Here is a 13,937-nt window from a genome sequence, read left to right on the forward strand (position 1 = left end):
CAGGTCTTTACTTCTTTATTTGCAGTCACTGTCCCGACGGCCATGACCTATACCAGCTCAACCGTTCGCGTGCCTGATGTCGCGGCGGTGCCGCGACATATCGCGATCATCATGGACGGCAATGGCCGTTGGGCAACGCAACGCCGTCTGCCGCGCGTGGCCGGCCATACGCGCGGCGTCGACGCAGTGCGCGCCGCCGTCGAGGCGTGTGCACGCTCCGGCGTCGAATATCTGACGCTGTTCGCGTTCAGCTCCGAAAACTGGCGCCGCCCGAACGACGAAGTGTCGTTCCTGATGCGCCTGTTCGTGACCGCGCTCGAGCGCGAGGTCGGCAAGCTGCACGCCAACGGCATTCGGCTGCGCGTGGTCGGCGATCTGTCGATGTTCGACAAGCGCATCCGGGATCTGATCCGCCGCGCCGAGACCAAAACCGCCCGCAACACGCGTCTTACCCTCACCATCGCCGCCAACTACGGTGGCCGTTGGGACATCATGCAGGCCACCCGCAAGCTTGCCGAGCAGTCGGCGCTGGCGGGCGTGGCCGTCGAGGTCACAGAAGATGCGTTTGCCGAACACCTCGCCATGGCGTACGCACCGGAACCTGACCTCTTCATCCGCACCGGCGGCGAGCAGCGCATCAGCAACTTTCTGCTGTGGCAGCTCGCCTATACCGAGTTCTACTTCACCGACACCTTCTGGCCGGATTTCGACGCCGAGGCCCTGCGCCACGCGATCGATTCTTATGCGGAGCGCGAACGTCGCTTCGGCCGGACGAGCGCTCAGCTCGAGCCGCAATCGCAAAACGTCGATTCGCTTCCATGCTAAAAACCCGTGTTATCACGGCGATCGTCCTTCTGGCTGTGTTTTTGCCGGTCACGCTGTTCGCGCCGGTGGGCGCGTTTGGCGCGCTGATCGCGTTCGTGGTTGTCTTTGCCGCCTGGGAATGGGCGCGTCTCCTGAAAGTCGAGGGTGCGGGTCCAATCATTTATGCGCTGGTCGCGGCGGCGGCGCTTGTCGCGAGCACGCGACTGGGCACCGGCATGCGTCTGCCACGACCGCTCTTTCAGGCCGCTGCGGTGTTCTGGGTGCTGGCCGGCCCGTACGTGCTGCTGCGCAAGCCAACGCTGGCGCAGGGCGCCTGGCGCCTGTTCCTGTTTATCGCGGGGATCGTCGTGTTCGTGGCCTGCTGGCATGCGCTGGTCGCGGCCAGGATGGCCGGCGTACCGTTTGTTCTGTCCCTGATGCTAGTGGTCTGGCTGGCCGATATCGGTGCATACTTTGCGGGTAAGGCGTTCGGGCGGCACAAGCTGGCGCCGGCCATCAGCCCCGGCAAGACCTGGGAAGGGGCGATCGGCGGCTGGCTGGCGGTTCTGATCGTCGCGACGGTGGCCATCCTGTTACATGCATTCGAGCCGACACTGTATTCTGCGCTGCTGGAGCGCCTTGGGGCGATCCGGACGCTGGTTGCGCTGACCATTCTGGTGGCCTTCAGCGTCGTTGGCGACCTGTTCGAGTCGATGTTAAAACGTCAGGCCGGCGTGAAGGATTCCAGCGGCCTGCTGCCGGGTCATGGTGGCGTCCTCGACCGCATCGACGCATTGTTGCCGGTGCTGCCGCTCGCCATGCTGCTTCTCGGCTAGAGAAAGAGATATGCAAAAAAGACTGACACTGCTCGGTTCCACGGGCTCAATCGGAGACAGCACGCTCGACGTCGTCGCGCGTCATCCGGAGCGCTTCTCGGTGTATGCGCTCACCGCGCATCGCAACGGCGACAAGCTCGTCGAACAATGCCTGCGTTTCAGGCCCGAAGTGGCCGTGGTCGGCGACGCCGCCACGGCGGCGCAAGTCGCTGCGAAGCTGCGCGAAGCCGGCTGCAAGACCGAGGTGACGTACGGCGCGCAGGCGCTCGTCGAGGTCTCGAAGAGCGACGGCTGCGATACGGTGGTCGCGGCCATCGTCGGCGCGGCGGGGCTTGCGCCGACTTTGGCGGCCGCGCGCGCCGGCAAGCGCATCCTGCTCGCCAACAAGGAAGCACTGGTGATGTCCGGCGCGATCTTCATGGACGCGGTGCGCGATCATGGGGCCGTGCTGTTGCCGGTCGACAGCGAACACAACGCAATTTTCCAGTGCTTGCCGCGCGAAGCCGCGCTGCATGGCGGCGTGTCGAAAATCATTCTGACCGCGTCGGGTGGCCCGTTCCGCACGCGCGAGCCGGCCAGTCTCGTCAACGTGACGCCGGACGAGGCCTGCAAGCATCCGAACTGGGTGATGGGCCGCAAGATCTCGGTCGACTCGGCGACGATGATGAACAAGGGCCTCGAAGTCATCGAAGCGCATTGGCTGTTCGCACTACCGGGCGAGCGCATCGAGGTGCTGATTCATCCGCAGAGCGTGATCCATTCGATGGTCTCGTACGCCGACGGTTCGGTGCTCGCGCAACTTGGCAATCCCGACATGCGCACGCCAATCGCGCACGCGCTCGCGTTCCCCGAGCGGGTCGATTCGGGCGTGGCGCAGCTCGACCTGGTGCAGGTCGCATCGCTGTCGTTCGAAAAGCCGGATTACGCCCGTTTCCCGTGTCTGGCGCTGGCCATGAAGGCCCTCGCCGAAGGTGGTCTCGCGAGCGCGGCTTTGAACGCCGCGAATGAGGTTGCCGTGGATGCGTTCCTGTCGCGCAAGATCGGTTTTATGGCGATCGCGCAAGTGGTCGACGCAGTGCTGAACGCGCTGCCCAATGGCAGCGCTCACGCGCTCGACGACGTGATCGAAGCCGACGCAGCCGCGCGCCGGGCGGCAGCAGACTTTATCCAGCGTTTGCCGCAAGACGCTCTTCGCGCGGAACGTGCCGTCCAGTGAGGCGAATATGAATGTGCTGATCGAGGTGCTCGCCTTCGCGGTCGCGATAGGCGTGCTGGTGGTGGTACATGAGTATGGCCATTACAGCGTGGCGCGTTTGTGCGGTGTGAAAGTGCTACGCTTTTCGATCGGCTTCGGCAAGCCGCTGGTTCAGTGGGTGAGCCCAAAGACGGGCACCGAATGGACGATCGCCGCGTTACCGCTGGGCGGTTACGTGAAGATGCTCGACGAGCGTGAAGTGGGCGCGCCGATTGCACCCGACGATCTGCCGCACGCATTCAACCGTCAGCATGTCGCGAAGCGGTTCGCGATTGTCGCGGCCGGACCAATCGCCAATTTTATTCTTGCCATCGTGCTGTTCGCCGCCGTGTTCGCCACGGGTGTGAGCGAACCGTCCGCCATCGTTGCTGCGCCGACTCCGAACACACCCGCTGCGCTCGCCGGGTTCGACGGTGGCGAGACGGTGATCGCCGTGCGCAACGCGGACGGCGGCGCAGGCTCCAGCGAAGCGGTTCGGTCATGGTCGGACCTGCGCTGGAAGATGCTGGGCGCGGCATTCGATCATCGCCGCATCATTCTGAGCGCCAAAGACAGCCATGGGACTTTCGATTTCCCGCTGGATCTGCGCGATGTCTCCGAGAAGGATGTCGACGACGATTTCATGTCGCATCTGGGCTTCGAGCCGGGTGGCGGCAAGCTGATCGTGGCGGGTGTGCAGGCCGGCAGCGCGGCGCAGCGCGCGGGCCTGGCGGCCGGTGACCGTCTGCTGTCGATCGATGGCACGCCTACCGATAACGCAACGTCGTTCATCGCCTACATCAAGACGCACGCAGGCAAGAGCATCACGTTGCAGGTCGCGCGAGGCGGCGACGCGCAGCAGGGCGGCAAGACCGAGGATATCCACGTGGTCCCGCTCGCGCAGCACGACGACGCGAGCGGCGCGGAGGTCGGCCGTATCGGCGCGGAACTCGCGACCCAGGTGCCGTCCATTACGGTGCGTTACGGTCCGATCGAAAGTCTGCAGTTGGGCGCGCGCCGCACGTGGGACCTCGCGGCTTACTCGGTGCGCATGTTCGGCCGGATGATCACCGGTGAAGCGTCGTTGAAAAATCTGTCAGGTCCGGTCACGATCGCCGACTACGCAGGTAAGAGCGCAAGGTTGGGTCCATCGGCATTCCTGTCATTCCTGGCACTGGTTAGCATCAGTCTCGGCGTACTTAACCTGCTCCCGATTCCGGTATTGGACGGGGGGCATCTGTTATATTATTTGGTTGAAGCTGCAACTGGCAAGGCGGTCTCCGACCGCTGGCAGCTCGTTCTGCAGAGAGCTGGACTGGCCTGCATCGTGGCCTTGTCGGCGATCGCGCTTTTCAACGATCTGGCCCGCCTGATCCATTTTTGACGCGTCCGGCGGCGCTCGCGACGAGCGGCCGCCCAGCATGATTGAGCTTTACATTGGGATCGCGTGAGATGTGAGCGGGTGGTCCGATTGGTTTCCCGATCACGAAGCACTACGGCGACCAGTACCAGAAATTCCAGTTCCAGATTGGAACGGCATTCTGATTGGATGGTCCGGGATAACCCGGACCTCTTTACAGTATCGAGAGGATGACTTTGCGAACCGGTATGTTTTCGAAACGTGTGAGGTGCGCCTCTGTGACGTGCGCGCTTGCGCTGGCAATGACTTTGGGCGCGGGTGTAGCGCACGGACAGGAAGCCAGGATTGCCGCCGTCAACTCGGATCGCATCCTGCGCGAGTCGGCCGCCGCGAAGGCGGCACAGACCAAGCTTGAGGCCGAGTTCGCAAAGCGCGACAAGGATCTGCAGGATATGGCGCAGAAGCTGAAGTCGATGTCGGACGCGCTGGACAAGAACGGCGCGTCGATGGCGCCGGCGGACCGTGCGGAAAAGCAGCGCGACCTGTCGCAACTGGACACCGATTTTCAGCGCAAGCAACGCGAGTTCCGCGAAGACCTGAACCAGCGCCGCAATGAGGAACTGGCAGCCGTTCTCGACCGCGCCAACAAGATAATCAAGCAGATCGCCGAGCAGCAGCACTACGACCTGATCGTTCAGGAAGCGGTGTATGTGAGCCCGCGCATCGACATCACCGACCAGGTCCTTAAGGCCCTGGCGGCGGCTGCTAATGGCGCGTCGGCCCCGACCGGCAACTGAAGCGGTAACCGAACTGGCAACTGAGCTGGCAACTGAAAAGCAGGAGCAGTACACGCATGGCATTTACGCTCGAGGACATCGTCCAGCAGTTCGGCGGTGAAGTAGTCGGAGATCGCTCGCACCGCGTGGGCAGCCTGGCTCCGCTGGACCAGGCAGGCCCGAATCAGCTGGCGTTCCTCGCCAATCCGAAATATCTGTCGCAGGTCGAGACCACCCGCGCGGGTGCGGTGCTGATCAACGCTGAGGATCTCGCGAAACTTGGCGTCGGCGCGCCCGAAGAGGGAGACCACGTCGCCGGTACGCACGACGCCCGTATGCACGGCGCCCGTAATTTCATCGTCACGCCCAACCCCTACGCTTACTTCGCGCGAGTCGCGCAGACGTTCATCGACATGGCCGCACCGAAGCCCGTGCCGGGCGTGCACGCCAGCGCGGCGGTTGATCCGTCGGCGCAGATCGCTGCAAGCGCGGTGATCGGCCCGCACGTCACGGTGGAAGCCGGCGCGGTGATCGGCGAGCACGTGCGGCTGGACGCGAACGTGGTGATCGGCCGTGACACGCAGATCGGCGCCGGCACGCATCTGTATCCGAACGTCAGCGTGTACTACGGCTGCAAGATTGGCGAGCGCGTCATCATTCATGCCGGCGCGGTAATCGGCTCCGACGGCTTTGGTTTTGCACCGGACTTCGTCGGCGAAGGCGAATCCCGCACGGGCAGCTGGGTCAAGATTCCACAGGTCGGCGCTGTATCGATCGGCCCCGATGTCGAAATCGGCGCTAATACGACGATCGACCGCGGCGCCATGGCCGATACCGTGATCGAAGAATCCGTGAAGATCGACAACCTGGTGCAGATCGGTCATAACTGCAGGATTGGCGCATACACGGTCATTGCCGGCTGTGCGGGCATTGCCGGCAGCACCACGATTGGCCGCCATTGCATGATCGGTGGCGCGGTGGGTATCGCCGGACACGTTACACTGGCCGATCATGTGATCGTCACCGCCAAGTCGGGCGTGTCGAAATCGCTGCTGAAACCGGGCATGTACACGAGCGCATTCCCGGCCGTGAACCACGCCGACTGGAACAAGAGCGCAGCTTTGTTGCGCAACCTCGATAAACTGCGTGACCGTATCAAGGCGCTGGAAGCGGCTGCGGCCGCCGACGCACCGGGCAACAAGGCGTGAGCGCGGGCCGGGTCAGCCATCAGCAATGGCCCGGTTTCAAGCACGTCAAGCTGGTCAAGCAGGAAGCGTCGCGAAGGGTGACCGGGCAGGATGGGCTGCCGGGTCATAGAAAGCGGCGGCAGCACGCGTTACCAACCCACCTGAACCGTATCCGCAGTCATCATCGCGCAGTCAATGCGTGAGCAGAAACACCATGAGCACCGAAAAAATCAATCTCGACATTCATAAGATTCTCACGCTGCTGCCGCATCGCTATCCGATCCTGCTTGTTGACCGGGTGCTCGAACTCGAACCGCATAAGAGCATCAAAGCGCTGAAGAACGTGTCGATCAATGAGCCGTACTTCATGGGTCACTTCCCGAGCCGTCCGGTGATGCCGGGTGTGCTGATCCTCGAAGCGCTTGCCCAGACCGCGGCGCTTTTGACGTTCTCGGAAGAACCGCATGATCCGGCCAACACGCTGTACCTGTTCGTCGGCATCGACAATGCGCGCTTCAAGCGGGTGGTGGAGCCCGGCGATCAGCTGATCCTGAACGCAACGTTTGAACGGCATATGCGCGGCATCTGGAAGTTCAAGGCGCGCGCTGAGGTGGATGGCGTGGTTGCGGCGGAAGCCGACCTGATGTGCGCAGTCCGTCATACGGATACGAACGGCCAGTAAGGCATGGCCTGTAACGCTGGACCGCTGACGCACGTGCATGCAACGGGCATCCGTGCGGGGGCGGCCAGCAATGGATAGCCGGTAGGGCGACTGACGCCCGGCTGGCCTCCGGATAACGCAACGGAATCAGAAGCGAGGGCGCATGAGCAGGATTCATCCCACTGCAATCATCGAGCCGGGCGCACAGCTCGACGAAACGGTTGAAATCGGGCCGTATGCCATCGTTGGCCCGCACGTCACGATCGGCGCGGGCACGACGGTCGGTTCGCACAGTGTGATCGAAGGTCACACGACGATTGGCGAAGATAACCGCGTTGGCCACTATGCATCGGTCGGTGGCCGGCCGCAGGACATGAAGTACAAAGACGAGCCGACCCGGCTCGTGATCGGCAATCGCAACACGATTCGCGAGTTCACCACGATCCACACCGGCACAATTCAGGACGCGGGCGTCACCACGCTCGGCGACGACAACTGGATCATGGCGTATGTGCACCTCGGGCACGACTGTCACGTCGGCAGTAACGTCATCCTCGCGAGCAACGCGCAGATGGCCGGCCACGTGACGATCGGCGACCACGCGATCGTCGGCGGCATGTCGGGTGTGCATCAGTACGTGCGCATCGGCGCGCATTCGATGCTGGGTGGTGCGTCGGCACTCGTGCAGGACATCCCGCCGTTCGTGATCGCTGCCGGCAACAAGGCCGAGCCGCATGGCATCAACGTCGAAGGTCTGCGCCGGCGCGGTTTTTCCGCAGATGCGATTTCGGCGCTGCGTGCCGCGTATCGCCTGCTGTACAAGAACGGCCTGTCGCTGGAAGAAGCCAAGGTTCAACTGCGTGATCTGGCCTCGGCCGGCGGCGATGGCGATGCGCCGGTGCAGGCGTTTCTCGACTTCGTGGTCGCGTCGCAACGCGGCATCATCCGCTAACCGATGGCCCTGCAACCGAGTCCGCTACGGCTTGCAATGGTCGCCGGAGAACCGTCCGGCGATCTGCTTGCCGCGTCCCTGCTGGATGGCCTCGGCAGCCACTTGCCGGCCGATACGCAGTATTACGGCATTGGCGGCCCGCGTATGATCGCCGCGGGTTTCGATGCCCATTGGCCGATTGAAAAGCTGTCGGTGCGCGGCTATGTCGAAGTGCTGCGTCATATCCCGGAGATTCTCGGCATCCGCAACGAGCTGAAACGTCAGTTGCTGGCCGAGCCGCCAACTGTGTTCGTCGGCGTCGACGCGCCTGATTTCAACTTTGCCCTCGAGCACGCGCTGCGGGACGCCGGAATTCCGACCATTCACTTCGTGTGCCCGTCCATCTGGGCATGGCGCGGCGGCCGGATCAAGAAGATCGCCAAAGCCGTCGACCACATGCTGTGCGTGTTTCCGTTTGAAACCGCGCTGCTTGAAAAGGCCGGCGTGGCGGCCTCGTATGTGGGCCATCCGCTCGCTGACGAGATTCCGCTGGTACCCGACACGCTCGGCGCGCGCCGCAAGCTTGGTCTGCCGGAAAGCGGCCCGGTGATCGCCGTGCTGCCGGGCAGCCGGCGCTCGGAAATCAATCTGATCGGTCCGACGTTTTTCGCCGCCATGGAGCTGATGCAGCATCGCGAGCCGGGTGTGCGCTTCGTGATGCCGGTGGCGACACCGGCGCTGCGCGAATTGCTGCAGCCTCTGGTGGATGCCAGTCCGGGCCTCGCGCTGACGCTGATCGAAGGGCAGGCGCAGGTGGCGATGACGGCGGCCGATGCAATCCTCGTCAAGAGCGGCACGGTGACGCTGGAAGCCGCGCTTCTGAAGAAGCCGATGGTGATTTCCTACAAGGTGCCCTGGTTGACCGGTCAGATCATGCGGCGGCAAGGCTATTTGCCGTACGTCGGACTGCCGAACATTCTGGCCGGGCGCTTCGTGGTGCCGGAAATCCTGCAGCACTTTGCGACGCCCGAGGCGCTCGCTGATGCCACCTTGAAACAGTTGCGCGACGAGACCAACCGGCGCACGCTGACGGAAATTTTCACGGAAATGCATCACGTGCTGAAGCAGAACACAGCCCTGCGCGCCGCGGAGGTGGTGGCGAATGTGGTCGACACGCGCAAGGGGCGTCGATGACCGGCGAGCGCGTGGCCCGGCGCAAGTCCGCCGCGGTGGCGGCGCAGCCAGGCTTTAACTTCAACGCGGCGGACGAGATCGTCTGTGGCGTCGATGAAGCGGGACGCGGGCCGCTGGCTGGCCCGGTGGTGGCCGCAGCGGTAATCTTCGATCCGTCGAAACCGATGATCCGCGGGCTCGACGATTCGAAGGTGCTCACCGCTAAAAAGCGCGACGAACTGTATGACAAGATTGTCGAGCGGGCGTTGGCCTTTTGCGTCGCCTCGGCGTCGGTCGAAGAGATCGATGCGCTCAATATCCTGCACGCGACGATGCTGGCGATGAAGCGCGCCGTGGAGGGCCTCGCGGTCGTGCCGACGCTCGTGAAGATCGACGGCAACCGCTGTCCCGTGCTGAGTATCCGTAGCGAGGCGATTATTGGCGGCGACGCGCTCGTGAAGTCCATTTCGGCGGCGTCGATTCTCGCCAAAGTTACGCGCGACCGCATGCTGCTGGAATTGCATCAGACGTTTCCCGTGTACGGCTTCGACGCGCATTCCGGTTACGGCACGCCGCAGCATCTGGCGGCATTGCGCGAGCATGGGCCGTGCGAACATCATCGCCGCTCGTTCGCGCCGGTGCGCGAGGCGCATCTGCGCCTGGGCAAGCTGCCGGTGAGCGCGCCGGGCGCTGAGTCGATGAACCTGCCGCCTCTCGCTGACACAGCGTGGTTCGACGACGCAGCGGGCGCGTCGGACACCTTGGGTGATAGCGCGCATCCCTGAAGCGTTGGCTCGGGCATTTGCCCTGCGCTACGTCCAGGTTTTCTCAAATTCATATTCTCACTGTCTTCGCTGCCTGTGAAAGCCATCACCTCGCGGGACAATCCGCTCTACAAGCGCCTCAAGGCACTGGCCGGCTCGACCCACCAGCAGCGTCGCAGCGGCCACGCGTTGCTCGAGGGGTTCCATCTCGCGAGCACGTATCTGGATGTCGCAGGGCAACCCGAAACCTGTCTCGTCACCGAGGGCGCCTTGCGCCACGACGAGGCGCAAGCCATCGTTTCGCGGATCGACGAGCACCGCATCGTGACGCTGCCGGACGCGCTGTTCGGCCAGTTGTCGAACGTGGTCAACGGGGTGGGGATTCTGCTGCTGGTCGAGAAGCTTGCGCCGCCGTTACCGGAGCGCGTCGCGCAGACCTGTGTGGTGCTCGATGGCGTGCAGGACGCGGGCAATGTCGGTTCGATTCTGCGCAGCGCTGCCGCTGCAGGCATTCAGCAGGTGTTTTGCACGCCTGGGACGGCTTACGCGTGGTCCTCGAAAGTGCTGCGCTCGGGGATGGGTGCGCACTTTCTGCTGGAGATTCACGAAGACATCGAACCGCAGACGCTTATCGAGCGTCTCGCCGTGCCCGTGGTCATTACAGACTCGCACGGCGCCGAAGCGATCTACGATTGCGACCTGTCGGGGCCGCTCGCCTGGGTGATGGGTAATGAGGGCGCAGGAGTCTCGCAGGCGTGGCGCGACGCGGTCACGCTGCGTGTGACGATTCCGCAGCCGGGCGGGATGGAATCGTTGAATGTGGCCGCGGCTGCCGCCGTGTGCCTGTTCGAGCAGTGCCGCCAGCAGCGCGGCAAGCGTTGACCTATGTTATGCCTCTGGGCAGCATCACGGCGAAAGCCTGAACGCTACTAAAGCCGCGGCCGCCGCGCTACTCTCAATACCCTGGCCGGTCGAGCTTGATCTCCTGCAGGATCGTCGTCGCGATCTCTTCGATCGACTTGTGCGTCGACGACAGCCACTTGACCCCCTCACGCCGCATCATCGCTTCGGCTTCGTTGATCTCGTAACGGCAGTTCTCCGGCGCCGCGTACTTGCTGCCCGGACGGCGCTCGTTGCGGATCTCGGAAAGCCGTTGCGGATCGATCGACAGCCCGAACATCTTGCTGCGGAACTCGAGCAGCGGCGTCGGCAGTTTGCCGCGTTCGAAGTCTTCCGGAATCAGCGGATAGTTTGCCGCCTTCACGCCGTACTGCATCGCCAGATAAAGGCTCGTCGGCGTCTTGCCGCTGCGCGACACGCCAACCAGGATCACGTCGGCATCGGCCAGATTGCGGTTCGATTGGCCGTCGTCGTGGGCGAGCGAGAAATTGATCGCCTCGATGCGGTTTTTGTACTCCTCAGTGTCCGCGTTCTGGTGGCCGCGGCCCATCGCGTGGCTCGACTTCAGCTCCAGTTCCTGTTCGAGCGGCTCGACGAAGGTCTGGAACATATCAAGCACCAGCGCGTTCGAGCCCTTGACGATCTTGTTCGACGAGCTGTCGACGAGCGTCGTGAAGACGATCGGCCGGCGGCCGTCCTGCTTGACCGCTTCGTTGATTTTCTCGAGCGTGGCGTAGGCCTTCTCGGTCGAATCGACAAAGGGAACCCGGACCAGGCGGAATTTCTGGTCGAACTGGGACAGGATCGAATGCGCGAAGGTTTCGGCAGTGATCCCGGTACCGTCGGAGACGATGAATACGGTGGGCGGCATCAGTGGGGCAGTGGGCAGGGAACGTGAGCGGGAAATTACGCTCGAATCTAACATCGCTGCGTCGGTGTCCAGTGTACGGTGGCTAACCGGAGACTACAGAGGTATCGGCGCGGCGCGCAGTTCGAGGCGCAATTCTCGTCCGACTGTCACATTTTGAGAGTCGGCACGGTAGAATAGCGGCAACCTGTTGGATAAGCAATTGCAGGGGAACCGCGGCTAACTCGCATTGATCGCCCGGCCAACGCCCCGCTTTTTGCTGTTAACTTGCGGCGAATTTGAATAATTTCGTCAAACCGTTGGCTTCGTCGTGCTTTTTGCGCGCTTCGTAGTCCGGCTGCAAGATTCCGCAAATCGTGTGCGCTATTAAGCGATTGTTTATCTAACAGGTTGTGCAAGACGCGAGATTGCCGACTCATCATGCACTCAGCGGTTCTTATGACCGCTTCGCGTCCAAGCCCACTTGCACAGTCGTGTATTTCTTCCACACTTAGGGGCTTGTATGACTAACGCAGTTAACGTCGCAAAGGATCAGGCGTATGTAGTTCCGTTCGAGCAGTTGCGGATGACCGATGTGGAGATTGTGGGCGGCAAGAATGCGTCCCTGGGCGAGATGATCAGTCAACTCGCTCAGGCAGGTGTTCGGGTGCCGACCGGCTTCGCCACCACGGCACTGGCATTCCGCGATTTCCTCCATCACAGCGACCTCACCGAGCGCATCGCCAAACGTCTGGAGACGCTAGACGTCGACGACGTGAAGGCGCTGGCCGAAGCGGGCAAGGAGATCCGTCAATGGATCGTCGACGCGCCGCTGCAGCCGAAGCTCGAGGCCGACATTCGCGCGGGCTTCGACACGCTCCAGAACAGCTCGCCTGAAGAGCTTTCGTTCGCAGTCCGTTCGTCCGCTACGGCAGAAGATTTGCCCGATGCGTCGTTCGCGGGCCAGCAGGAAAGCTACCTCAACGTGGTCGGCGTCGAAGACGTGCTCGATCGCATGAAGCACGTGTTCGCGTCGCTGTACAACGACCGCGCTATCTCCTATCGCGTCCACAAGGGCTTTACTCACGCTGAAGTCGCGTTGTCGGCGGGTGTGCAGCGCATGGTGCGCTCGGACGTCGGCGCGGCCGGTGTGATGTTCACGCTCGATACGGAGTCCGGTTTCAAGGACGCTGTGTTCATCACCTCGAGCTATGGCCTCGGCGAAACCGTCGTGCAGGGCGCCGTGAATCCGGACGAGTTCTACGTCTTCAAGACCACGCTTGCACAAGGCAAGTACCCGATCATCCGCCGCTCGATCGGCTCAAAGCTCATCAAGATGGAATTCACCAAGCCGGGCGAGCCCGGCCGCGTGAAGACCGTCGACGTCGCGCACGAGCAGCGCAACCGCTTCTCGATCACCGACAACGACGTAATCGAGCTGGCGAAATACGCTGTGATCATCGAGAAGCACTACCAGCGTCCGATGGACATCGAGTGGGGCAAGGACGGCCGCGACGGCAAGATCTTCATCCTGCAGGCGCGTCCGGAAACGGTGAAGAGCCAGGCAAGCGGTAAGGCCGAGCAGCGCTTCAAGCTGAAGGGCCAGTCGCAAGTCATCGTCACAGGCCGCGCCATCGGTCAGAAGATCGGCGCAGGTCCGGTGCGTGTGATCCAGGATCCGTCGGAGATGGATCGTGTGCAGCCGGGCGACGTGCTGGTGGCCGACATGACTGATCCGAACTGGGAACCGGTCATGAAGCGCGCTTCGGCGATCGTAACGAACCGCGGCGGCCGTACGTGTCACGCGGCCATCATCGCGCGTGAGCTGGGTGTGCCGGCCGTGGTGGGCTGCGGCGACGCAACCGACCTGCTGAAGGAAGGCGCGTTGGTCACCGTATCTTGCGCGGAAGGCGACGAAGGCAAGGTTTACGACGGCCTGCTCGAAACGGAAATCACTGAAGTCCAGCGCGGCGAACTGCCGCCGATTCCGGTCAAGATCATGATGAACGTCGGCAACCCGCAACTCGCCTTCGACTTCTCGCAACTGCCGAACGCAGGTGTGGGCTTGGCGCGGCTCGAGTTCATCATCAACAACAACATCGGTGTGCACCCGAAGGCGATTCTCGAGTACCCGAACGTCGATCAGGACCTGAAGAAGGCCGTCGAAAGTGTTGCACGTGGTCATGCCTCGCCGCGTGCGTTCTATGTCGACAAGCTGACCGAAGGCATCGCCACGATTGCGGCGGCGTTCTATCCGAAGCCTGTGATCGTGCGTCTGTCGGACTTCAAGTCGAACGAGTACAAGAAGCTGATCGGCGGCTCGCGTTATGAGCCGGACGAAGAAAATCCGATGCTGGGTTTCCGCGGCGCCTCGCGTTACATCGCCGATGACTTCGCTGAAGCCTTCCAGATGGAATGTATCGCGCTGAAGAAAGTGCGCGAAGAGATGGGCCTCGACAACGTC

General features: G+C 62.7%; 13 protein-coding genes. 12 read left to right on the forward strand and 1 reads right to left on the reverse strand.

Going from position 1 to position 13,937, the window contains the following annotated elements; translation table 11 throughout:
• Positions 1 to 42: 42 nt before the first annotated feature.
• The 11 genes from uppS (at position 43) to M0954_RS06235 (ending at position 10,608) form a co-directional block, all read left to right on the forward strand.
• Positions 43 to 825, forward strand: a complete 783-nt coding sequence (gene uppS / locus M0954_RS06185; RefSeq protein ID WP_122155114.1) for a polyprenyl diphosphate synthase — start codon at positions 43 to 45, stop codon at positions 823 to 825.
• Positions 819 to 1,640, forward strand: coding sequence for a phosphatidate cytidylyltransferase (locus tag M0954_RS06190; RefSeq protein ID WP_297352165.1), 822 nt, complete (start codon positions 819 to 821; stop codon positions 1,638 to 1,640). The genes uppS and M0954_RS06190 overlap by 7 nt, the downstream gene beginning before the upstream one ends.
• Positions 1,641 to 1,650: 10 nt before the next feature.
• A complete protein-coding gene (locus M0954_RS06195; protein WP_122155112.1) occupies positions 1,651 to 2,856 on the forward strand; it encodes a 1-deoxy-D-xylulose-5-phosphate reductoisomerase in 1,206 nt (401 codons plus the stop codon).
• A 7-nt stretch (positions 2,857 to 2,863) separates the two neighbouring features.
• Complete coding sequence (rseP, locus tag M0954_RS06200; RefSeq protein ID WP_133891764.1) at positions 2,864 to 4,258, forward strand: RIP metalloprotease RseP; 1,395 nt, start codon at positions 2,864 to 2,866, stop codon at positions 4,256 to 4,258.
• Between the two features lie 212 nt (positions 4,259 to 4,470).
• Positions 4,471 to 5,031: an OmpH family outer membrane protein gene (locus M0954_RS06205; RefSeq protein WP_183143205.1), complete on the forward strand. Its 561-nt coding sequence runs from the start codon at positions 4,471 to 4,473 to the stop codon at positions 5,029 to 5,031.
• Positions 5,032 to 5,087: 56 nt separating this feature from the next.
• Positions 5,088 to 6,218 (forward strand): UDP-3-O-(3-hydroxymyristoyl)glucosamine N-acyltransferase, encoded by a 1,131-nt coding sequence (lpxD, locus tag M0954_RS06210; RefSeq protein WP_122155109.1) that lies wholly within the window; start codon positions 5,088 to 5,090, stop codon positions 6,216 to 6,218.
• A gap of 193 nt (positions 6,219 to 6,411) precedes the next feature.
• Complete coding sequence (gene fabZ / locus M0954_RS06215) at positions 6,412 to 6,879, forward strand: 3-hydroxyacyl-ACP dehydratase FabZ (RefSeq protein ID WP_122155108.1); 468 nt, start codon at positions 6,412 to 6,414, stop codon at positions 6,877 to 6,879.
• Positions 6,880 to 7,021: 142 nt separating this feature from the next.
• Positions 7,022 to 7,810: an acyl-ACP--UDP-N-acetylglucosamine O-acyltransferase gene (gene lpxA, locus M0954_RS06220; protein ID WP_122155107.1), complete on the forward strand. Its 789-nt coding sequence runs from the start codon at positions 7,022 to 7,024 to the stop codon at positions 7,808 to 7,810.
• A 3-nt stretch (positions 7,811 to 7,813) separates the two neighbouring features.
• Positions 7,814 to 8,983 carry a lipid-A-disaccharide synthase gene (gene lpxB, locus M0954_RS06225; RefSeq protein ID WP_122155106.1) on the forward strand — a complete coding sequence of 390 codons (1,170 nt, stop codon included), beginning with the start codon at positions 7,814 to 7,816 and terminating at the stop codon, positions 8,981 to 8,983.
• Positions 8,980 to 9,747 carry a ribonuclease HII gene (gene rnhB / locus M0954_RS06230; RefSeq protein ID WP_122155105.1) on the forward strand — a complete coding sequence of 256 codons (768 nt, stop codon included), beginning with the start codon at positions 8,980 to 8,982 and terminating at the stop codon, positions 9,745 to 9,747. Before lpxB ends, rnhB begins: the two co-directional genes overlap by 4 nt.
• 75 nt (positions 9,748 to 9,822) lie before the next feature.
• A complete protein-coding gene (locus M0954_RS06235; RefSeq protein ID WP_297352166.1) occupies positions 9,823 to 10,608 on the forward strand; it encodes an RNA methyltransferase in 786 nt (261 codons plus the stop codon).
• Positions 10,609 to 10,681: 73 nt separating this feature from the next.
• Here M0954_RS06235 and M0954_RS06240 read toward each other — a convergent pair whose 3' ends face one another.
• On the reverse strand, positions 10,682 to 11,497 hold the full coding sequence (locus M0954_RS06240) for a pyruvate, water dikinase regulatory protein (RefSeq protein ID WP_122155103.1): 816 nt from the start codon (positions 11,495 to 11,497) through the stop codon (positions 10,682 to 10,684).
• Positions 11,498 to 11,996: 499 nt separating this feature from the next.
• Here M0954_RS06240 and ppsA point away from each other — a divergent pair.
• Positions 11,997 to 13,937 (forward strand): phosphoenolpyruvate synthase (gene ppsA / locus M0954_RS06245; RefSeq protein WP_297352167.1); only part of this gene is annotated, 1,941 nt, incomplete at its 3' end.

The organism is Paraburkholderia sp. (assembly GCF_026225065.1).
Classification (GTDB): Bacteria; Pseudomonadota; Gammaproteobacteria; order Burkholderiales; family Burkholderiaceae; genus Paraburkholderia.

Coding starts and splice junctions, on each gene's coding strand:
- fabZ (WP_122155108.1), top strand. CDS start 6,412: ATGAGCACCGAAAAAATCAATCTCGACATTCATAAGATTCTCACGCTG.
- rseP (WP_133891764.1), top strand. CDS start 2,864: ATGAATGTGCTGATCGAGGTGCTCGCCTTCGCGGTCGCGATAGGCGTG.
- M0954_RS06240 (WP_122155103.1), bottom strand. CDS start 11,497: ATGCCGCCCACCGTATTCATCGTCTCCGACGGTACCGGGATCACTGCC.
- rnhB (WP_122155105.1), top strand. CDS start 8,980: ATGACCGGCGAGCGCGTGGCCCGGCGCAAGTCCGCCGCGGTGGCGGCG.
- lpxB (WP_122155106.1), top strand. CDS start 7,814: ATGGCCCTGCAACCGAGTCCGCTACGGCTTGCAATGGTCGCCGGAGAA.
- lpxA (WP_122155107.1), top strand. CDS start 7,022: ATGAGCAGGATTCATCCCACTGCAATCATCGAGCCGGGCGCACAGCTC.
- M0954_RS06195 (WP_122155112.1), top strand. CDS start 1,651: ATGCAAAAAAGACTGACACTGCTCGGTTCCACGGGCTCAATCGGAGAC.
- M0954_RS06190 (WP_297352165.1), top strand. CDS start 819: ATGCTAAAAACCCGTGTTATCACGGCGATCGTCCTTCTGGCTGTGTTT.
- uppS (WP_122155114.1), top strand. CDS start 43: ATGACCTATACCAGCTCAACCGTTCGCGTGCCTGATGTCGCGGCGGTG.
- lpxD (WP_122155109.1), top strand. CDS start 5,088: ATGGCATTTACGCTCGAGGACATCGTCCAGCAGTTCGGCGGTGAAGTA.